Below are 20,611 nucleotides of genomic sequence, written 5' to 3'. Positions count from 1 at the left end.
GGGCGGTGGGCGATGGGAAAGCGCTTACCGGTTGCTGGGGCGACCCGAAGGGGGTGAACGGTAAGCGCTTTCCGATTGCCGCGGCAGCCCCCGGAGAGTGAACCGGAAAGCGCTTTCCCCTCCCCCGTCGGGCTCCCCCCCTGCCGCCCCTCCCCGCGGCCCCTCCCCGCCGGTCCCGCTCTCGCGTTAGCGCGAGCTCAGCGGGTGGGTGAACTCGCCGTCGAACCAGGAGCGGGCGACGCGGGTGTGGAAGGGGAAGGCCAATGGGGTGTCGATGGTGGCGAGTTGCCAGCCGTCGGTCTCGTCGGTGGGGACGGACGGCGGGAGGTCGGCGAGGTTGCGGGCGGGGAGCAGGGCGAACAGGCAGAGGAAGCCGCCGAGGGTGTCGGAGTCGGTGGAGACCAGTCGGGCGTCGGCGGCGTCGGCCAGGATGCCCGTCTCCTCCCGCAGTTCGCGGACGGCGGCCTGCTGCCAGCTCTCGCCGTAGTCGACATAGCCGCCGGGGAGGGCGAGTTGGCCGTAGCCGGGCTCGATGGTGCGGCGGATGACGGTGAGCCGGGTGTCCCCGTCGGGGTGGTGGATCGGGAGCAGCGTGACGGTGACCGGGAGCGGGTTGCGGTAGCTGATCTCGTGGCAGCCGGGGCAGCTGCGCGGCCAGGTCTCGGTGCCGGCCGGGTACGGCGTTCCGCACCAGTGGCAGTGCGTGTTGGGGCCGAACAGGGTGGGGCGGGCGGACGGCTGGGTCGTCATGAGTGGATGGTAGTTCGATCGGGTGACGGGCCGGGTGCGAAGTGAGAAGCCGGTGCCGGGAGCAGTCGCGTAGGCGGTGGGGCAGGGAGGCAGGAGACAGGGAGGCGGCGGAGTGCCTCTCGACATCAGGCGCGCGGTGGTGCGGTGGGGGCGGTCGGGTGGCGTCGTGGCCCGGCCGGACGGGTGAATGTGGAGTACGCGGTTGGAATTCCGGCGGGCGCACGCGATAGCGATGGGGCGAGCCCGTGATCGACGCGGGTGTTGAAAATGCTTAAGGATGATTGTGCGAGCAATTCTGGTTTCCATGGTGGCCGCAGCCTCGGTGCTCGGTGCGGCCGCTCCCGCCCCTGCGGCGCCGCGGGCGGCAAACGGCCAGGTCGTCGTGTTCTCCACCGAACTGCAGCCGCTGGACGTCTACAACAACCCGTCCGGATGCCAGCAACTCCCCACTGTTGCGCATGTGTTGAGCAACCAGACGGACCGCCCGGTGCAGGTGTACGGCAACCCGTTCTGCGTGGGCCCGTCGGCTGTGGTGCAGCCCGGGTTCGGCACGCATGTGCCGGGTGGCGCGGGGAGCTTCTCCGCCTGACCTGAGCATCGGGAATGCGGGTGGATGGCCGCCGGAATGGCCATCCACCCGCTTTTCGGTTAATCACAGAATTGCATCCATTCAGCGGCATTGTGCCATCATGGTGCGCGCCGACTTCTCGCCCGTCGTGGCGAATTGGCGCACCGTCAGCGCGGTCGGCTCGTTGTCTGAGGCCGCCCGGCGCAGTGGCGTTCCAGGGTTGCGGCCGCCATTGAGAGGACTGCTTTCCGTGGAGCACGTCACTGTGTCCGCTGCTCCGGAGGCGGCGGCCGCCACCCCCGGAGCGACACCCGCTGCCGCCGGGGCAGCAGCCGCACGCGGGGCGACCCCCGCCGCCTGGCGGGCGTATGCCAGGCTCGCCAAACTCGACATCTACGACTACTACTTGAGCGTTCCGCTGGTGGCCGCGATGGTGCTGGCGACCGGTTCGGGCGCGGCGGCCGGGGCGGGTCTCGGCGGCACGATCGCCGTGCTGGTGCTGTTCCTCGGCGGCGAGGTCGCGATGAGTGCCGCGATGTGCACCTTCGACGACGTGACCGGCTACCGGGACGGCAGCGACGCGGTGAACTACGGTCCCGACGCGCCCGCCCGCCGACTGGCCCGAAAGCCTTTGGTGGCAGGCACGTTGACGGAACCGCAGGCGATCCGGTTCGGCTGGGCGACGGTGGCGGCGTGCGTACTGTGCTGGCTCGCGGCGGTCGCACTGGCACCGGCCCGGCCGGCCTGGGCGGTGGCCGGGGTGATCGCGCTCGCGGTGTACGGCTTCCAGTACTCGTGGTGGCTGCGGATCAGCTACAACGGCTTCCAGGAGTTCTTCCTCGCAGCGCTCGGTTGGTTCTTCGTGCTGCCCCTGTACGGGCTGCTGACCGGCCGGTTCGACGGCTTCGTCGCGGTGCAGGCGCTGGTGTTCGGCCTGGGCCCGCTGCTGTTCGGCGTGTACTCCAACACCAACGACATCCCGGGCGACCGGGCAGTGGGTCGCAAGACCGTCGCCGTACTGGTGTCGCCGCGCGGCAACTCCGTCTTCGTGGCCGGGTGTTCGGCGCTGGAGGCGGTGCTGCTGGTGGGTTCGGCGGTCGCCGGGATCGCACCGTGGTGGTTCCCCCTGGTGATGGCCCCGGTGATGGTGCTGCGGGCCCGGCAGTGGGTGCTGGGGTTCGTTCGCGGCGACATTCTGGTCGCACGCCGGCTGGGCATCCACCTGCACCGGCTGTGCTGTGCGCTGCTGGTGGGCGTGGACCTGGCGGTCGCCGTGTTCGGCGGCGGGCTGTGACGGGGACCGGCCGGGCGACCCGGCACAGCAACGGCCCGGCGGCCCTGCACAGTGGCGGCCAGGCGGCCAGGCGCAGTGGCGGCTTGGCGTCCATGGTCCGGCGGCTGCCGCTCGACCTGGGCCCGCTCTTCGACACGCTGGCCGAGCAACGCCCGTCGGTGGACGTCCAATTGGGGCGTCCGCTGGACCTGGCACCGGACGGTGGCACCAGCTGGGACACCGCCGGGCTGGCCGAGCTGGTGCGGGAGACCGCGGCCTGGCTGGCGGCGGCGGGCGCGCGTCCGGGGTCGTCGGTGGCGATCGTCAAGCGCAACCACTGGGACTACGTGCTGCTGGCGTGCGCGGCGGCGCGGCTCGGTGCGGTGCCGGCGCTGCTCTCCGACCGGGTCGCGCCGGATGCGCTGGTCGCCCTGCTGCACCGGCTGCGCCCGGACGTGCTGGTCACCCAGCGGGACGTCCTGGCGGGCGCCCGGGCGGCCGGGCACGACCTGGACCGGCTCGCCGTCCGCACGGTGTGTCTGGACGGGCCCGCCGAGGGGGCGTTGACGCCGGACGAGCTGCGCGGCGGGGCGGTCCCGCCGGTGCACGCGCGTGGGGACGACGAGCCGCTGGCGGTCATCCACACCTCGGGTACCACCGGGGTGCCGAAGTTGGTGGTGCACTCCACCCGGACGCTGATCCGGCGGCTGTCCGCGTTCGAGGCGCGCCCGTGGCCGGTGCTGTCGGTGCGCGGCGACGACACCGTGGCCAGCGCGATCTCCTTCGCCCACGGCCGGGCCCTGACCTGGACCGTCAGCGCGTTCTGGCGTTCCCCGCGCACGGTCGCGCTGCTGCCGGACTCCGACCTGTCGACCGCCGCGGCGCTGCTGCGCAGCCACCCGCCGACCGTGCTGGAGGCGATGCCGTCCAACTACGTGCGGTGGCAGCAGTTGGCCGACGGCGCAGCGGGTGCGGCAGCCGGGGCGCGGGCGGAGCCGTCCCGGGAGGCGAGTCCGGTCCAGGGCGCGGAGCCGTCTCCGGAGGCGAATCCGTTCAGGAATGTGCGGCTGTTCATCTCGACCTTCGATGCGATGCACCCGCCGACGGTGCGGGCGTTCCTGAATGCGAGTCAGCGGCGGCGACCGTTGTGGATGCAGGGTTGGGGACAGAGCGAGACCGGTCCGTTGAGCTTCCGGTTCCTGACTCGGAAAACGCTTTCCGCACCCGCCGGCCGACACCCGACCACCCGCGATCTGGGACGTCCGGTGCCCGGGTGGGTGCGGGTGAAGGTGGCCGATCCGGAGCGGCCCGGCCGGGCGGTTCGCCGGGGCGAGCTGGGCATGCTGTACGCCCGTACCGGTGCGCTGTGCCTCGGCTACCTCGGCGAACCGGAACGGTGGGCGCAGAAGGTCGACGGCCCCTGGTTCAACACTGGCGACCTCGGGGTGCACACCCGCGACGGCCGGGTCTTCGTGCTGGACCGGGAGGTGGACATGGTTCCCGGGCTGAGCTGCGTCGAGATCGAGGACGTACTGCACGAGCGGCTGCCGGACGTCGAAGAGGCCGTGCTGCTCTCGGTCGCGGACGGCCGCCCGCAGCCGGTGCTGGTCACCGCCGACGGCGAGCTCGATCCGCAGCGTTGGCGGGCTGCCGTGCGTGATCTGCCGCCGCTCGCCAAGCCGTTGATCGTCCCTTGGGACGCGGTGCCGCGCACGGCCACCGGGAAGGTCCGGCGGCACGAGCTGCGCGAACAGGTGCTGGCGGGGAGCTCGCCGATCGGGACGGGCCGGTGGACGTGAATCGGCGCGCTTGAGTCGGTGGCAGTCGTGGGCCGGTGCGTTCTGGGCCGGCGTGCTTGAGGTCGACGTGCTTGAGGTTGGCGCGCTTGGGGTCGGTGCGCTTGGGGCCGGTGACCGGCCGGGTCGGGTGGTGGAACGGATGGAGGAGTTGGGCGTGGACGAGCTCGATGTTGCGGTGGTGGGTGCGGGGATCGCGGGGTTGTCCGCGGCGCACCACCTGGCGGCGGCCGGGCGTGAGGTGCGGGTCTTCGAGGGCGCGGAGCGGGTCGGCGGGCGGATGGCGTCCACCCGGGTGGACGGCTGGCTGCTCGACGAGGGCGCGGAGACCATCGCGGGCGCCGGGTACGAGGCGACCTGGGAGTTGATCCGTGCGGTCGGTGTCCCGGAGTCGGAGGTGCCGGTGATCGAACCCGGCTTCGCGCTGTGGCGCGGCGGCCGGGCGCACCCCCATCTGGGCCATCCGAAGGGCCTGTTGACGGGTGCCGGGCTGTCCTGGCGCGGCCGGGCGGCGTGGCTGCGGTTCGCGGTGGAGCTGGCCACGTCCTGGCGCGGTTTCGACCCGGACCACCCCGAGACCGCGCCCAGCGGCGACCTGACGCTGAGCCGGTTCTGCGCCGGTTCGGCCGGGCGGGCGGAGTTGCTGGCGGCGATGCTGCAACCGCTTTCCAGTCACTGTTTCGGCTGGCGGCCCGAGAGTTCCGCGGTCGCGCCGATGGTGGCGACGCTGATGTCGGTCGGAGGGGCCGGTGCCCGCTGGATGACCTACCGGGACGGCATGGACACCCTGGCCCGGCGGCTGGCCGAGCGTCTCCGGGTGGACCTGGGCTCGCGGGTGGTGGCGGTCCGGGATGCGCCCGGCGGGGCGGGTGTCCGGCTGGAGTTCGCCGACGGTGCGCAGGTGGTGGCCCGGCAGGTGGTGCTGGCCGTGCCGGCGCCGCTGACGCTCGAACTGCACGGCGACGCCGCGCAGGACGCACGGCCGTACCTGGCGGCCAGTACGTACGCGCCGATGCTCAAGGTCGCGTGCCTGCTGGACCGTCCGCTGCCGAGTCCGACCCGCTCCCCCAGCTACGCGATGTCGGTGCCGGAGAGCGAGAGTCGGGTGTGCACCGGTCTGCTCCTCGACCACCTGAAGGCGGCGGGCCGCGCCCCTGAGGGACGTGGCCTGGCGAGTGTCTTCGCCTCGCCGTGGATCTCCCCCGAGCTGATGGACGAGCCCGACGAGCGGGTGGTGGAGACGGTCTGCACCGAGGCCGAACGCTTCCTGCCGGGCCTGCGGGACGCCACCGTCCGCACGCTGGTGCATCGCTTCCGGCTCGGCCTGCCGCAGGGTTCACCGGCGGCTGTGCGGGAGCGGGCCGCCTTCCTGGCCCGGCCGGCCCGGGCGGTGGAGTACGCCGGAGACTGGGTGATGCTCCGGCCGAGCAGTGAAGGAGCCGTCCGTTCGGGCAAGTTGGCGGCCGAGCGGGTGCTGGCGTTCGCAGCGGAGCGGTCCGGGGCGGTGTCGGTGGCAGGGCCCTCGTCGATGGCAGGACCGTCGTCGACGGCAGGGACGTCGCCCGTGCCAGGGATGTCGCCAGTGGCAGACCTGTCATCGGTGCCAGGGCCGCGTGTTCCGGGAGCAGCTTCGGATGCGGATGCGGATACTTCGGGGGTGACTGCTGGCGGGGTTCCAGTGTCGGATCCCTCGGCGGGCGACCGGGGCGGCGAGACGGCTGGGGCGGTCTGATGACGGGTGTGGTGCGGGAGTTGGGGTCCGGAAGCGGTGGGGCCTCGTACCTGTTCGACAACGCCAGTGTGCATGCGGGTGGCCAACACCGCTGCCTGGCCGGGTGGTTGGACTGGATCAGCATTGGCGAGCTGACCCGGGTCGGGGTTCGGCCCGGGGCGAGCTGTCTGGACGTGGGGGCCGGGGCGGGCAGCATCGCTGTCTGGTTGGCAGATCAAGTCGGGCCCGAGGGTGCCGTGCTGGCCACGGATCTGGCTCCGCTGCCGATGGCCGAGCGGCCCGCGTTGACGGTGCGTCGCCACGACGTGGTGCGGGATCCGCTGCCGGAGGCCGCGTTCGACCTGGTGCACGTCCGGCTGGTGCTGTCCCATCTGCCGGAGCGGGAAGCCGTGTTGGCGCGCCTGTTCGCGGCCCTGCGGCCGGGCGGCGTGCTGCATCTGCTGGAGTTCGACGCCGAGTACGCACCCGTCCTGACCGTCCCGGACGAACGGGCCCGCGACCTCTACGGGCGGTACCAGCAGGCCAAGTTGCTCGCCTTTCGGGCGCGCGGCTCGGACCAGGGGTGGGGCCGGAAGTGCGCCGCGGCGATGGTGCGCGCCGGTTTCGTCGGCGTGGAGGCATTGCCGTACCTGGACACGCTCGGGCCCGGCACGCCGCAGCTGGAGATGCAGGTGCACAACACCTGGCACCTGCGGGACGCCTTACTGGGCCAGGGCCTGACGGACGACGAACTCGCCGAGCTGCGCGCGCTGTTCACCGATCCGCTGTTCCGGGCCTGCTCGAACGTGGTGTACGCGGTGCACGGCCGCAAGCCGTGAGGGTGGTGAAGACATTGGCTCCCGCTCCCCCGTCCGGGTGGGCGGTCGGTTCGGTCGGGTGTGACGTGGTGGCCTCTCGGTGAGGCGGGGCGGGGTGGTGCGGCTGGCCCGTGACGGTTCTGGGAGGTTCGAATGACAAGCGATCAACTGCTGCGCGAGTCAACGATTTTGGTAGGACAAGGCTCGACACCGCGAGTCGCGGCCCGGGTCGCGGCGGGCCTGCTGCGGGCTGCCGGGGTGGAGGTGGCGGAGGCGCCGGACGGCGTGCTGGAGGTCGATCGGGCGCTGACCTGTCGGCTGTCGTGGGCGGGGCCGGTCGCGCTCCCGCTGCGGAGTGAGGCGGACGTGCAGGCGGCATGCGGGGTGATGCACGTCCACGGGCGCAGGTACGGCGGTCCGCGCCTGCTGGGCGTGGACTTCGCGTCGGTTGCGGCCGGGGTGCTGGCCGCCGGAGGTTCTCTCGCCGCGTTGCGGGCACGGCAGTTGGGCGTGCCGTACCGCGAGGTGGGGGTCTCGGTCGCGCAGGCCGCACTGCTCGGCCTGTCGCAGTACCTGGCGGCGGCGACGGCGGACGAGCTGTGTGCGGAGCCGGCCGGGGTGGGCGGTCCGCCGTTCCGCTCGTCGGACGGGATCTGGTTCGAGCTGGAGACCCTGGCCCCTGACGGCTGGTTGCGTTTCTGGACCGAACTCGGCGTCGACCGGCGGGTGGTGGGCCGTTCGTGGCTTCCGTTCCAGGCCCGATACGGGACGGCGACGTGTCCGCTGCCGGACGAACTCTTCGCCGTGGCAGAGCAGTTGGCGTTCCAGTATCTGGTGGCGTCGGCGGAGCGGTGCGGGGTCGCCGTGACGGCTGTGGAGGCTCGGCCGGTTGCGGCGGACGGGGTGCCGTGGCGCCGACGAGAGGGAGCGGCCGGGGCGCAGCGGCCGTGCGAAGCGCCGCGCGGTGGGTGGGGCCCGCTGGACGGCGTCACCGTGGTCGAGGTGGCACGCCGGGTTCAAGGACCCATGGCTGGGCGGGTGTTGAGCCTTCTGGGTGCGCGGGTGGTGCGGGTGGAGCCGCCGGGTGGGGACCCGTTGCGGGGTGTGCCGCCGATGACGGCTCTCGACGGGGAGCCGGTGTCGGCGAGGTTCGCTGCACTCAACCACGGCAAGGAGGTGCTGGAGGCAGACCTTCGATCGGAGGAAGGGCGCTCCGCAGTACGGGAGTTGGTGCGCGAAGCGGATGTGTTGGTGCACAGTCTCGCGCCGTCGAAGGTGGTCGAGCTGGGCCTGGACGCGGACACACTGGAGGTGGTCCGTCCGGGCTTGGTGTATGCGCAGGCGTCCGGGGGCGCACCTGGGGTGAACACCGACTACCCCGTCCAGGCGTACTCCGGGCTCGCGGCGCTGGTAACTCCATCCGGGCTGCCGCCGCGGCCCACCCTGCTGACGGTCTGCGACGTTCTCGGCGGACTGGTCTGCGCAACGGCAGCCGTCGCCGGCCTGACGGCACGGGCCCGGACCGGGCGGGCGCAGCGAGTCGAGTCGTCGCTGCTGTCGGCGGCGAGGCTGCTGAGCGGCGCCGCGAGCGGGGCGGACCGCTTGGGGGGCGGGGTCGCGGTCTGTACGGACCTGGCGGCGCTGGCCGACGATCCTCAATTCGCCGCGGCGCTGGACAGTTCAGGGTGCACCGTCGTCCGCGCGCCCTGGGAGTTCCGGACGTGAGCGGGCGACGGTGGCGCGAGCGACGCCCTCGTCCGCTGTGCGGACGCTCAGCCCGAACGCCGTCCCGCCAGCGCCTCACCGGCCGGGGCCGCAGACGCTGCACGTACGGACGCTGGAGCCGCTGCACCCCTCCCCCGGAGGGCGCACCGGACAAGCCCGAGCCGGGGCACGGGCACGGGCACGGGCCGGGGCACGGGCCGGGGCACGGGCACGGGCACGGGCCGGGGCACGGGCACGGGCACGGGCCGGGGCACGGGCACGGGCACGGGCACGGGCACGGGCACGGGCACGGGCACGGGCACAGCGATGGGCACGGCGCGGCGCGGTCTGCGATGCCGGGCCGAAGGACGGGTGACTGCCACGGCGCTGGTCCGGGGTCCGGAGGTTCGGGCGGGCGGTGGACCTGGGTGGCGGGTCGGTGCCGGCATTCGGGTGGCGGGGCGTCCGCACCGGGGGCGGGTGAAGGCCCAGTGGGGACGGACCGGCGTGGAACTGTGCGGCCAGGGGCGGTAGGTCGATGGTCGGGTGCCGACGCTTCGCCAGCCGGGGGCTGGCGATCCGACGGTTCGGCAATAGCTGTTCCGCGAACGGGTGGCTGTCGTTTCGGCGGACGGAGAGCCCCGGCGGCGAGTCGGTGCCGACGCAAAGGCGGCGGGATGTTCGCGCCGCCGACAGCTGGCGAAGGCCCGGTGGGGGCGGACCGGCACGGGGGCGTCCGCCCGAAGGTGCCGGGCGCATGTGCAGCCGCCTGTCCCTCGCGGTACGCGGACGAGCGAGCCTCCAGTCAGACAGCACTCGCCCGCCGGGGAGGCAGCAGCCGTTCGGACAAGCCACGCACACATCAGGCCGGTCGACGTCGACAAGCAGACGGCAGGGCACCCACGCCCAGAGCCACCGAAGGCCGGATGACGAGGCGCCCTCGCAGAACTGGGCATCCCGGGACGCCAGGCGCGTGGGCTCCCGCTCACCCTTCTCTCAGAAGGTTCGGGCGATCCGACGAGTCTGCTGCCGCTGCCCTGGGAGACGGTAGCTGCCCAAGCCGGTGGCGGGCCCGGGCCGCGGATCGGTGCCGGCAGGAGGGGAGCGGGGTGCCCGCGCCCGGATCCGGCCACGGCCGGGCAGTGAGCTGCCCTTGCGGAACGGCGGGTCCCGGGACGCCGAGTACGTGGGCGCCTGTTCGGCCCTCGCGTTACGGGCTCGGGGGAACCAACGGTTCAACAGCCACTTCCCGACGAAACAGTGGCTGCCCAAGCCAGCGACGAGCCACGACCACAGGCCGGTGTCGGCAGAAGGGGAGTGGGGTGCCCGGAGCCGGCCGAGGCCAGGCGGCGAGCTGCCCTTGCGGAACGGCGGGTCCCGGGACGCCAAGTGCGTTTCGGCCCTCGCACTGCCGGCTCGGGGGAACCGGCGGTTCAACAGCCACTTCCCAAGGAAACGGTGCCTGCCCAAGCCCGCGGCAAGCCAGAACCGCAGATCGGTGCCGACAGAAGGGGCACGGGGTGCCCGCGCCCGGAGCTGGCCAAGGCCTGGCGACGAGGCACCCTCGCGGGACGGCGCATCCCGGGACGCCGAGTGCGTGGGCGCCTGTTCGGCCCTCGCGTTACGGGCTCGGGGGAACCGGCGGTTCAACAGCCACTTCCCAACGAAACAGTGGCTGCCCAAGCCCGCGACGAGCCCGGACCGCAGGCCGGTGCCGGCAAGAGGGACGCGGGGGATCCTTGCTGGGGGTCAACGAGGGCCTGGCGGGGACCGGCTGTCGCGAAGCTGCTCGTGCCAGGAAGACGCGGGACGCCGGTCGCACGCCTGCGCGCTTCAGGTGGTGTGGAGATTCGACAACAACCGCTTCTCGTACGGGCGGTGGCTGTCCAGATGGGCGGCGCCTGCCGGGTACTGCGGATGACGATGCACGCACGCCCAAGGCCGGTGACGGCCCAGCCGCAACGAACCGGCGCGAAGCCGTTCATCCCGAGGCACCCGGTGCATGGACACACGGCGACACCGCACGGAGCGGGTTCGGGCCCGCCGCCAGTTCCACAACAGCCGCTTCCCGAAGGAACGGTGGATGTCCGGTCGGGTCGCGGGTCCGGGCGGCGAATCGGTGTCGGCGTGCGGATGGCGGGGCGTCCGTGCCGAAGGCCGACGAAGGCGCGATGGGGACGGAGCGGCACGGGGCTCTTGACCCGAGGATGTCCAGCGCACGGGCAGCCGCTTGGCCCTCGCACTGCGTGGCCGGACGGTCCGACAGTTTGGCAACATCCGGCTTCCGAGGAGGAAGTGGCTGTTCCGGCGGGCCACGCATCCACCTGACCGTCCGATGCCGGCGCGGTGACACCGGAATGCCCGCGCCCGAGGCAGGCAACGGCCCGGCGGGAACGGGCCCGGGCGCAGTTGTCTTCCCTTGGACACCAGAAACAAGGGTGCCTACTCGCCCCTCGCACGCCAGGTTTGGGCGATCCGATGCTTCGCCACCAGCCTCGTGCCGACCGAGTCGCGGCTACGCAATCGGACAGCGAGCCCGGGTTGCGGGTCGGTGTCCGCACACGAGGGACAGTGGGTCCGCAGCTGGGCTCGACGAAACTCGGGCGAGGGCGGGCGTGCGGCCCAGGGCTGCGGGCCGGAGGGCGGCTACCAACGTGCCGCCGGGCGGGATCGGGCAATCCGGCCGTCCGACAACAGTCCATTCCCGAACGGGCGGTGGCCACCCGGTGGGACGGCCCGCCCGGATTACGACTCGGTGTCGACCCACAAGGGACGGAGCGTCCGAATCGGGACTTGAGGAAAGCCGGGAGGGTCGGCGCGGCACCGCTCAGGCCAGGGCCGTGAGCCGGAGGGCGGCTACCGACGTGCTGTCAGGCGAGATCGGGCAATCCGGCCGTCCGACAACAGTCCATTCCCGAACGGGCGGTGGCCACCCAGCCGAGCGAAGGGCCCGGGCGGCGGATCGGTGTCGGCCGATGAGCGGCAGGGGGTCCGTATCGGGACTCGATCAAGTTCGGATGGGGACGAGTCGGCGCTGCGCCATGCGACCCGGGGCAGCAGGCCGGAGGCTGGCTGCCGACATGCCGCCAGGCGAGATCCGGCGATCCGGCCGCCGTCGACCACCGCCATTCCGCCAGAGGGCGGCTGCCGTCGGGGCGGGCCAAGGGCCCTGGCAGCAGATCGGTGGCGGCGTGCAGCCGTTGGGGCGTCCACGTCGAAGGCCGGCGAAGGCTCGGTGGGGACGGGGCGGCACGGGGCTGATCGCCCGAGGGTGCCGGGGGCGTGGACAGCCGTCTGTCCCTCGCGTGACGCATTCCGGCGATCCGGTGGTTCGACAACAGCCGGCAACGCAACGGGCGGTGAGCGTCCAACCATGCGAGGGGCCTGGATCGCGCGACCGTCTCGACCTACGGAAGGCGGGGGGTCCGCGCCGACCTTCCGTGCGGGGGCGGCCGCGACGTGGCACCTGTCCACACCGTTCGGGGCGCGCTCCCGGCGGGGGGGGTGCCCGCGTGGCCGCACGATGCGCGGACCGTCGACAGGGGCCGGGCCGGCTGTCTCCGGCTCGGGCCGGCTCTGCGTCGAACGCGCCGACAACCGGTCTGCGAGCCCTGCGGTGTGTCGCCGGTCGGCGCGGGCGCAACGGGCTTCGGTGCGGAGGCCGACGCCTGGGCGATGCGGGCGAAGGGGGAGCCTTCGGCCGGCAGGGGGCGGGGGGATCAAGTCAGTGGATCGATCAAGTGATGGGAGTGGTGGTTGTGGACGGAACGTGGGTCTCGGTGGCCGGGGTTGAGTTTCCGGATCAGGTGGAGCGGGGGTTGCGGGAGGAGTGGGTGGCTCGGGGGTGGTGTCCGGGGCGAGGGCTGTACGAGTTGTTCGTGGAGCGGGTGGGGACGGACGGGGGGCGGGTGGCTCTGGTGGACGACGGCGGTGAGTTGACGTTCGCGCAACTCGCCTCGCGGGTGCGGGGGTTGGCGGCGGGGCTGGCGGCGCGGGGGGTGGGGCCGGGGTCGGTGGTGGCGACGAAACTGCCGGCGGACTGGCGGGGGGTGGCGGTGGATCTGGCGGTGGCGGCACTGGGGGCGGTGGTGTTGCCGTGTGTGCCGGGGCACGGGCGGCGGGATCTGTTGGCGCTGCTGGGGACGTCGCGAGCGGATGCGGTGGTGACGGCGCCGGAGTGGAAGGCGCTGGTCGACGGCCTGCGGCCCGAACTGCCTTGGCTGCACGAGGTGGTGGTGCTGGGGTCCGAGCCGTGGCCGGAGCGGGCGGGGTGGGAGCCCGCGGCAGTGGACGCGGAGGCGCCGGCGCGGATTCTGGTGTCCTCGGGGTCGGAGGCTGCGCCGAAGCTGGTCGCGTACTCGCACAATGCGTTGGCCGGGGGCCGGGGGCGGTACGTGGAGCGGGTGTTGGAGACGGTGGACGGCGCGCCGCCGCGGGTGTTGCTGTTGGTGCATCCGGCGACGGCGTACGGGTCGCTGGCGGTGGTGTCGTTGGTGCGGTGCGGGGCCACAGTGGTGTTGCGGGAGCGGTTCGACCCGGCGGATGCGCTGGCGGCGGTGGGGCGCCGGCGGCCTACGCATCTGGCCGCGGTGCCGACGATGCTGCGCCGCCTGGCGGAGCAACCGCCGTCGCCGGATGAGGACTTGTCGTCCTTGCAGGCGGTGGTGTCGAGTTCGGCGATGTTGTCGTCCGCCGTGCTGGGGGCCGCGTTGCGACGCTTCGGGTGTCCGGTGGTGAACGTGTATGGGGCCAGTGACGGATTGAACTGCCATACTCGGTGGACGAGTTCGGATGTGGATGTGCTGCGGGTGGGGCGGCCGGATCCGGCGGTGGTGGAGTTCCGGGTGTGTGGGCCGGACGGGCGGGCGGTGCCGGCCGGGGTTGCGGGCGAGGTGCAGGCGCGCGGGCCGATGAGTCCGCTGTGCCACGTCGGGGAACCGGAGTTGGACGCCCGGCTGCGGGTGGACGGCGGGTGGGTGCGGTCCGGGGATCGGGGAGTGCTGGAGGCCGACGGGTCGCTGCGGGTGGTGGCGCGGATCAAGCAGATGGTGAACCGGGGCGGGGTGTCGATCGGCCTGTCGGAGGTGGAACGCCTGCTGGAGGGCCACCCGGGCCTGGTGGAGGCGGTGTGCGTGCCGGTGCCGGATCCCGACCTCGGGGAGCGGATGTGCGTGTGCGCCGTGCCGCGGGAGCCGGCCGGCGGGCTGGCGCTCGTGGAACTCACGGACTATCTGGGCCAGTTGTGCGGCTTGGAGAAGTACAAGTGGCCGGAGCGGCTGGTCCTGCTGGACCGGCTGCCGCTGGGTGCGTCCGGGAAGCCGGACCGGCTGGTGCTCACCGAGCTGGCCGCGGCCGCGACTCGCGTGCAGGAGGCGGCAGTTGTGCTGACTTGATGCCCTGATGTCTCGACCCCGCCCGGCTTGGGCCCCTCACGGGCCCGGGCCGGGCGGGCGACTGTCTCAGACCACGGATACGGACGCGTCGGCGACCGAGCCCACCGCCGCCGCGCCGGCGAAGGAGAGCACCGCGGCCGTGATCCGGTCGACCTGGGCATCCGTCAGGTGGGGGTAGATCGGGAGGGACAGGCACTGCCGGGCCGCGCGTTCGGCGTTCGGCCAGCGGCCGACGGCAGGAACAGCAGGGCCACCGGGGGCACCTGGGCCACCGGGGCCGCCGGGGCCGCCGGGGGTCGCGGTGGCGAAGGCGGGCTGGTGGGGCAGCGCGCGGGGGTAGTAGATGTGGCTGTCGACGCCGTGGGCGGCGAGGTGCTGCTGGAGCTGGTCGCGGTGGTCGGCGAGCAGTGAATAGACGTAGTAGCAGCGGCCGTTGGTGCCGGGCGGCGGCGGGGTGATGCCGTGGGCGGCGAGTGGTGCGAACTGTTCGGTGTAGTGGGCGGCGATCTCGGCGCGGCGGGCCAGCCGGCGGGCCAGGCCGGGGTGGCGGCGGAGCTGGAACGCGGCGAGGACTTCGTCGAACCGGCTGTTCATGCCGATCAGGTGGTGCCGGAAGCGGTGCACGCCGTCCTGTCCGTGGTTGCGCAGCATCCTGACAGTGCGGGCGAGTTCGGGGTCGTCGGTGACCACGACGCCGCCCTCGCCGGGGCCACCGAAGGACTTCACCTGGACGAACGAGAACAGGGCGGCGTCGCCCCAGGTGCCGGCGGGTCGGCCGTCCAGGACGGCGCCCTGGGCGACGGCGGAGTCCTCGATCAGGCGGAGGCCGTGGCGGTCGGCGAGGGCACGCAGGCGCGGCATGTCGGCCATCACCGAGAACATGTGGGCGGGCATCAGCGCCTTGGTGCGGGCGGTGATCAGGGCCTCGGCGGCGTCCGGGTCGACGACCAGGGTGTGCGGGTCGATGTCGGCGAACACGGGGGTGGCGCCGACACCGAGGACGGTGTTCGCGAGCGGGGCGCAGCCAAACGCGGGGACGATCACTTCGTCGCCGGCGGTGATACCCATGGCGCGGAGGATGAGGGTGAGCGCGGTGGTGCCGCTGCCGCAGGCGACGACGTCGGTGACGCCGAGGTCGGTGCGCAGCAACTCCTCGAAGCGGGCGACGCGTTCGCCGAGGATGAAGCGCTGAGTGGGGTCGGTGGCGACTTCGTGGACTACGTCCAGCAGCAGGTCGCGGTCGTCCTCGAAGAGGTCGGGCGGGAAGAACGGGATCGGCGGGCGCGTGGTGGCGGTCATCGGTGCTTTCCGTGCTGGAAGCCGCGGACCAGGTCGCTGACCAGGTCCAGGTCGTGGTCGGCGAGGTCGGGGTAGAGCGGCAGTGCGAGGGCGCGCTTGCAGGCGGCCTCGGCGTGGGGGAACTCGCCGGGCCGGTGGCCGAGTTCGGCGAAGCAGGGCTGGAGGTGCAGCGGCGTCGGGTAGTACGTCTCGGTCTGGACGCCGTGCCGGGCGAGGTGGGCGGCGAGTTCGTCGCGGTGGTCGGACTCGATCACGTAGACGTACCAGACGGGGTTGGTGGCGGCGGTGCGCGGGACGACGGTGGGAACGGTCAGGCCGGGGGTGCCGGCCAGGCGTTCGGTGTAGCGGGCGGCGAGTTCGGCCCGGCGGGCGATGCACTGGTCGGCGCGGTCGAGTTTGGCGAGCAGGACGGCGGCCTGGATGTCGTCCATCTTGCTGTTGGTGCCGAGGAGTTCGGTGGGCCGGTTGATGGTGTGGAAGTCGTCGACGGTGGCGCCGGTGCGGCCGTGGTGGCGCATGGCGGCGACGGCGTCGGCGATGGCGGGGTCGTCGGTGAGCACGGCCCCGGCGTCGCCGATCGCCCCGAGGGTCTTGGTGGGGAAGAACGACAGCACGCCGCCGGCGCCGTGGAGTCCGGCGTGGACGCCGTTCCAGCGCATGCCGAAGGCCTCGGCGCTGTCCTCGACCACGGTCAGTCGGTGGCGGTCGGCGAAGTCCAGCAGGGCTCCCAGGTCGGCGAGTTGGTGGAACAGGTGGACCGGCATGACCATCCGGGTGCGCTCGGTGCGGACGGCTTCGGCGCCGGCCGGGTCGAGGCTGTAGCTGTGCGGGTCGATGTCGGCGAAGACCGGGCGGCCGCCGGCCAGCACCACGGCGGTGGCGGAGGCGACGAAGCTGTAGGTCGGGACGATCACCTCGTCGCCGGGCCGCAGGCTGGCCGCCCGCAGCAGCAGGACCAGCGCGTCGGTGCCACTGTTGACCCCGACGACGTGGCGGGCGCCGGTCCAGGCGGCGAGGGCGGCTTCGAGCTCGGCGACCTTTGGACCGTGCGAGTACTTGCCGCGGTCCATCAGTTCGTCGAGGTGGCGCCGAGTGGTGGGCCAGAGGGATTCGAAGGTCTCGGTCTGGTCGAAGAAGGAGACGCCGGAGGAGGCACCCATGAGACTCTCATCGGGTTGTGGGCGGTGACGGACGGGTGGCACGCCGACCGCAGTGGGAAAGCGCTTTCCGATCACCGCCACGCAGGGGGATCACCGCCACGTAGCGGCATCTCCACCACGCAGCCGTAGCTCCACCACGCACGGGGATCTCCACCACGAGAGGGACCGCCGCCACGCAGCGGAATCCCACCGCGCGGGGGAAGTGAAAGCGCTTTCCGGTTGCCCGAGCCGATTCGCCACCGACATGCGGGCGCAGTTGAATCGCCGCGCGACGGTCCGACGCACCCCGCTGAATCTATGCGGCCACGACCCCCGTCCATCGCGCGAAGGCGGCCGCTTCACTCGTTCGAATGGCCTGCCAGATAAGCGAGTTGACGATCTGTCAGGTCATCCCGAAAGTGCTGGTTGAATACCCGGCGACGCGATCCCCGCGCATCGGACGGAAGGACGGCCCGCCATGTCGAACGGACTCGGGACCTTACTGGTCGGAATGGGGCGGGCGGGCAGCGGGCTCCACCTGCCGGTGCTGCGTCGGTTGCGCACCGCCGCCGATTCCGCGCACCTGTTCGCCCCGGCGCCGATACTCGCGGTCGACCCGCGTCGGCGGCCCGGGACCGCGGTCGATCTGCGGCCCGTCAGCCTCGCGGAGGCTCCCCGGCTGGCCGACCCCGCCGAGACCGTGGTGCACCTGTGCACCCCGCCGACCGAGCGGGTCGCCGCCCTCGACACGCTGGGCCGACTCGGCTACCGGCGCATCCTGCTGGAGAAGCCGTTCGCCGCCGACGCGGCCGGGCTGGACGAGCTGCTCGCGCTGCGCGAGCGCCACGGGCTGGACCTGGTGGTGGTCGCCCAGTGGCTCGGCAGCCGACTGACCGACCGGCTGCGCGCCGCGCTGGCGAGCGGCGCGTACGGGCCGCTGCGAACGATCCACGTGGTGCAGCGCAAGCCGCGGTTCTCCCGGTCGCTGGCCGGCGACGGTCACCCCACCGCGTTCGACATCGAGCTGCCGCACTCGCTCGGCCTCTGTCTCTCCCTGGCCGGGCCCGGCCAGGTCACCGCTGCGGGCGGCACCGACATGGTGGTCGGTGGGCAGGTGCTGCCGCGGCTCGGCACCGCCTGGCTCAACCTCCAGCACGACGGGGGCGCGTGGACCCGGATCCGCTCCGACCTCACGTCCCCCGTCCGCGAGCGCCGGGTCACCCTGGAACTCGCCCACGGCACCCTGATCGGCCACTTCCCGGGCAGCGAGGCCGACGCCTACGCCCGCCTCACCGTCATCGACCATGCCGGCGAGAGCACCGAGCTGCTCCACGACGACTCGCTGAGCACCTTCCTGCACCGCGTCTACGCCTACTTCGCGGCGGGCGGCGCGGCCGGGGGCGCCCACCATCCGCACCCCGACCTGGCGGTCAACTCCCAGGTGGTGCGGCTGCTCGACCAGGCCAAGACGATGGCCGCACAGGCGCGCGACACGCAGGCATCGGAAGCGGGGACGCGCGGCGGGCAGGCCCGGGACGTCCCGGCCGGCGACGTCCAGGCCAGCAACGTTCAGGCTCGGGGCGTCCAGGCCCGTTCGGCGGCGGTCCGATGACCGACTCCGCCCCGCAAAGCGCAGGCACCGCCTCCGCAGCGCCGCTCGACCCGCCACCGAGTGACCCGCCACCGCTAAAACCGCCACCACTCGGCCCGCCACCACTCCGCGCGTCCACCAGGCCGCTGCCACACTCGCTGTCCCGCGCGCCGGCCCCCACGCTGTCGCGCCCGTTCGGCGACCGGCTTCCAGGCCCCACGATCAGCTTCGGCGGGATCGGCGACGAGGCCGCCCCGGATCTGCCCGGTCAGCTCGATGCGCTGAACGAACTCGGCTGGCACGACCTGGAGTTGCGGACTGTGGACGGCAGGTGGATCGCCGAGCTGCCGCTCGACCGGGTCCGTCGGATCGCCGAGACGCTCGCCGCCCGTGGCACCCGGGTGACCGGCCTGGCCTCGCGGATCGGCAACTGGGCGAGCCGGATCACCGACGACTTCGACCGCGATCTGGCGGAGCTGTCCGCGCTCGCCGTCCGTGCCGCGCTGCTGGGCACCGACCGGATTCGCGTGATGTCCTATCCCAACGCGGAGCTGTCGGAGGCGACTTGGCGCCGCCGGGCGCTGGAGCGGCTGACCCGGCTGGCCGAGCTGGCCGACCGGAACGGCCTGACGCTGCTGCACGAGAACTGCAGCGGTTGGGCCGGCACCTGCGCCGAGCGCCAACTCGACCTGGTCACCACGGTGGACAGCCCGGCGCTGCGCCTGCTGTTCGATGCCGGGAACGGGGTTCCGCACGGCTACGACGGCTACTCGATGCTCCGCGAAGTGGTCGACCACGTCGCGCACGTCCACATCAAGGACGCGGTGGGCGGCGGCCACCGCACCGAGTACGTGCTGCCGGGCGAGGGCGTGGCGCGGCTCGCGGAGAGCCTGCGCTTCCTGGTCGACCGGGGCTGGTCCGGCGGCTGGTCGCTGGAGCCCCACCTCGCCACCCGCCCGCATCACGGCCTGGCTGCGGACGGTACCGCCGTGAGCGGATTCGTGGCCGCCGGAAGGGCGTTGGGCGCACTGGTGGAGACCGAGATCCTGCCGTCCGCGGCCGGCTGGCGCTCGGTGCCGGGCGGTCTGGAGTGCTCTGCGGCGGTGTCGCATGAGCAGTGACACCTCTCCCCCGGCCTCTCCCCCCGCATGTCCCCCCGCGTCTCCCCCGGCCCCTCTCCCCGTCTCTCCCTCAGCGCTCCTCCCCGCCTCCGCTCCGGCCCCCCGTCCCGCCCCGCGCACCGGTCCCGCTCCGCTCCCGACCGAGGCCCGACTCCGGCCGGGTGAGCACGAGTTGCTGCTCGACCTGCTGCGCCTGCCGACCGCCGGCCCACTGGAGACCGGGCCTGGCGCGCCACCCCCGCTGCTCCCGGAGGCGCTCACGGTTTATGCCCGGGCCGCGGCGGCGAGCGGCCTGGTCGAGGTGTATCGCGGCGCGCCCCGCGCCGCTGAACTCGACCGGCCGGACGTGCCGTTGACGGTACGCCGAGGTGTCCGCGAGGAGGGGTTCCTGGCGTGCCAGCCGAGTCTGGTGCTCCGGCTCGGCGCGGAGCTTCCCCGGTCGGCGACGGTGATGTTCAACGTGCACCTGGACACGGTGGCGGGTCTGGAGCCGGTCGGTTTCGACGGGCGGCGGTTCACGGGGCGTGGTGCGATCGACGCCAAGGGCCCGGCGGTGGCGCTGCTGGCGGGGATTCGGGCGGCGGTCGCGGCGGAGCCCCGGGTGGGCCGTGCGGTCGGGGTGCTGGTGCAGGCTGTGTCGGGCGAAGAGGGCGGCGCGATGGGCGTGTTCGGCACCCGTCCGCTGGTGGAGGCCGGGTACGTGGGTGCGCTGAACGTGTTCTGCGAGCCGACCGGTCTTCGGTATCTGCCCCGGGCCACCGCCGCCGCGACCGCCCGGCTCCGGGTGTGCGGTGAGGACGCGATCGACGACGCCCCCGGCGGGGGCCACAACGCGACGGTTCTGCTCGGGTTCCTCGCCCAGTACCTGGCACGGGAGTTGGGCGCGCTCCCGACCCCGCGCGACCCGGTGTGCGTGGCGGGCCTGCACACCGGGTCGCTGCACAACCGGGTGTACGGCACGGGCGAGTTGCTGCTCAACCTCCCTTATCGGGACGCCCGTTCGGGCCGTCGCGTGGAGCAGACCGTGCAGGCGGCGGTCTCTGCCGGACTGGCCGCGTTCCGGCGTGAGTTCGCGGGGCTGCCGGAGTTCGTCCGGACGGCCGCCGACGGTGCGCGGATCACCCGGCTGGACTGGCTCAAACGCGGCCTGCCCGTCCTGGACAACCGGCATCCCGCCTTCGAGGAGTTGCTGGCGCGGCAGGCCGGCATTCCCCGATTCCCGGACCACGAACCGGCGTTCACCTGCGACGCGATCTGGACGGCGGGTCTGCCGGACGCGTTCACCGTGGTGCTCGGCCCCGGCGACCTCGGCGCCAACCGGGCGCACGCGGAGGGCGAGTTCGCCGAGCTGTCCCAACTCGACGGCTTCGCCCGCACGGTGGCCCGCCTGCTGGTGGCCTTCGCCCGTCGGCAGCCCCGGCACTGATCGCACCGGCCTCCGCCGGAAG

General features: G+C 73.1%; 13 protein-coding genes. 10 read left to right on the top strand and 3 right to left on the bottom strand.

From position 1 onward, the window contains the following. Nucleotides 1-186: 186 nt before the first annotated feature. Nucleotides 187-750, bottom strand: coding sequence for an NUDIX domain-containing protein (locus tag ACIQF6_RS31995; protein WP_400901321.1), 564 nt, complete (start codon nt 748-750; stop codon nt 187-189). A gap of 304 nt (nt 751-1,054) precedes the next feature. On the opposite strand from ACIQF6_RS31995, the gene ACIQF6_RS31990 reads away from it, so the two are divergent. From ACIQF6_RS31990 to ACIQF6_RS31960, 7 genes are all read left to right on the top strand, one after another. Next, nucleotides 1,055-1,339 (top strand): hypothetical protein, encoded by a 285-nt coding sequence (locus tag ACIQF6_RS31990; protein ID WP_400901319.1) that lies wholly within the window; start codon nt 1,055-1,057, stop codon nt 1,337-1,339. A 229-nt stretch (nt 1,340-1,568) separates the two neighbouring features. Beyond that, on the top strand, nt 1,569-2,612 hold the full coding sequence (locus ACIQF6_RS31985; protein ID WP_400901317.1) for a UbiA family prenyltransferase: 1,044 nt from the start codon (nt 1,569-1,571) through the stop codon (nt 2,610-2,612). 92 nt (nt 2,613-2,704) lie between these two features. Further along, nucleotides 2,705-4,390, top strand: a complete 1,686-nt coding sequence (locus ACIQF6_RS31980) for a class I adenylate-forming enzyme family protein (RefSeq protein WP_400901341.1) — start codon at nt 2,705-2,707, stop codon at nt 4,388-4,390. A gap of 154 nt (nt 4,391-4,544) precedes the next feature. Then, a complete protein-coding gene (locus tag ACIQF6_RS31975; protein WP_400901315.1) occupies nt 4,545-6,119 on the top strand; it encodes a protoporphyrinogen/coproporphyrinogen oxidase in 1,575 nt (524 codons plus the stop codon). Further along, nucleotides 6,119-6,937: a class I SAM-dependent methyltransferase gene (locus tag ACIQF6_RS31970; protein ID WP_400901313.1), complete on the top strand. Its 819-nt coding sequence runs from the start codon at nt 6,119-6,121 to the stop codon at nt 6,935-6,937. Before ACIQF6_RS31975 ends, ACIQF6_RS31970 begins: the two co-directional genes overlap by 1 nt. Nucleotides 6,938-7,069: 132 nt before the next feature. After that, nucleotides 7,070-8,641 (top strand): CoA transferase, encoded by a 1,572-nt coding sequence (locus tag ACIQF6_RS31965; protein WP_400901311.1) that lies wholly within the window; start codon nt 7,070-7,072, stop codon nt 8,639-8,641. A gap of 3,728 nt (nt 8,642-12,369) precedes the next feature. Next, nucleotides 12,370-14,013 (top strand): class I adenylate-forming enzyme family protein, encoded by a 1,644-nt coding sequence (locus ACIQF6_RS31960; protein WP_400901309.1) that lies wholly within the window; start codon nt 12,370-12,372, stop codon nt 14,011-14,013. A 66-nt stretch (nt 14,014-14,079) separates the two neighbouring features. Here the strand turns inward: ACIQF6_RS31960 and ACIQF6_RS31955 are convergent, their stop codons facing one another. Both ACIQF6_RS31955 and ACIQF6_RS31950 read right to left on the bottom strand, forming a co-directional pair. After that, nucleotides 14,080-15,312: a DegT/DnrJ/EryC1/StrS family aminotransferase gene (locus tag ACIQF6_RS31955; RefSeq protein WP_400901307.1), complete on the bottom strand. Its 1,233-nt coding sequence runs from the start codon at nt 15,310-15,312 to the stop codon at nt 14,080-14,082. Next, on the bottom strand, nt 15,309-16,472 hold the full coding sequence (locus ACIQF6_RS31950) for a DegT/DnrJ/EryC1/StrS family aminotransferase (protein WP_400901305.1): 1,164 nt from the start codon (nt 16,470-16,472) through the stop codon (nt 15,309-15,311). The genes ACIQF6_RS31955 and ACIQF6_RS31950 overlap by 4 nt, the downstream gene beginning before the upstream one ends. A gap of 457 nt (nt 16,473-16,929) precedes the next feature. Between ACIQF6_RS31950 and ACIQF6_RS31945 the strand changes: the two genes are divergently transcribed. The 3 genes from ACIQF6_RS31945 (at nt 16,930) to ACIQF6_RS31935 (ending at nt 20,589) form a co-directional block, all read left to right on the top strand. Then, nucleotides 16,930-18,063: a hypothetical protein gene (locus ACIQF6_RS31945; protein WP_400901303.1), complete on the top strand. Its 1,134-nt coding sequence runs from the start codon at nt 16,930-16,932 to the stop codon at nt 18,061-18,063. After that, entirely contained in the window at nt 18,060-19,163 is a 1,104-nt protein-coding gene (locus ACIQF6_RS31940; protein WP_400901301.1) for a sugar phosphate isomerase/epimerase family protein, read from the top strand. Before ACIQF6_RS31945 ends, ACIQF6_RS31940 begins: the two co-directional genes overlap by 4 nt. 172 nt (nt 19,164-19,335) lie before the next feature. Then, on the top strand, nt 19,336-20,589 hold the full coding sequence (locus tag ACIQF6_RS31935) for a M20/M25/M40 family metallo-hydrolase (RefSeq protein ID WP_400901299.1): 1,254 nt from the start codon (nt 19,336-19,338) through the stop codon (nt 20,587-20,589). Nucleotides 20,590-20,611 lie beyond the last annotated feature (22 nt).

It is taken from the genome of Kitasatospora sp. NPDC092948 (genome assembly GCF_044754805.1).
Lineage (GTDB): Bacteria > Actinomycetota > Actinomycetes > Streptomycetales > Streptomycetaceae > Kitasatospora.
This window is presented reverse-complemented; position numbering and strand designations above follow the sequence as displayed.

Excerpts from the sequence above, each read along its gene's own strand:
- ACIQF6_RS31955 (WP_400901307.1), bottom strand. The coding sequence starts at position 15,312 with ATGACCGCCACCACGCGCCCGCCGATCCCGTTCTTCCCGCCCGACCTC.
- ACIQF6_RS31970 (WP_400901313.1), top strand. The coding sequence starts at position 6,119 with ATGACGGGTGTGGTGCGGGAGTTGGGGTCCGGAAGCGGTGGGGCCTCG.
- ACIQF6_RS31995 (WP_400901321.1), bottom strand. The coding sequence starts at position 750 with ATGACGACCCAGCCGTCCGCCCGCCCCACCCTGTTCGGCCCCAACACG.
- ACIQF6_RS31945 (WP_400901303.1), top strand. The coding sequence starts at position 16,930 with ATGTCGAACGGACTCGGGACCTTACTGGTCGGAATGGGGCGGGCGGGC.
- ACIQF6_RS31940 (WP_400901301.1), top strand. The coding sequence starts at position 18,060 with ATGACCGACTCCGCCCCGCAAAGCGCAGGCACCGCCTCCGCAGCGCCG.
- ACIQF6_RS31990 (WP_400901319.1), top strand. The coding sequence starts at position 1,055 with ATGGTGGCCGCAGCCTCGGTGCTCGGTGCGGCCGCTCCCGCCCCTGCG.
- ACIQF6_RS31965 (WP_400901311.1), top strand. The coding sequence starts at position 7,070 with ATGACAAGCGATCAACTGCTGCGCGAGTCAACGATTTTGGTAGGACAA.
- ACIQF6_RS31980 (WP_400901341.1), top strand. The coding sequence starts at position 2,705 with ATGGTCCGGCGGCTGCCGCTCGACCTGGGCCCGCTCTTCGACACGCTG.
- ACIQF6_RS31950 (WP_400901305.1), bottom strand. The coding sequence starts at position 16,472 with ATGGGTGCCTCCTCCGGCGTCTCCTTCTTCGACCAGACCGAGACCTTC.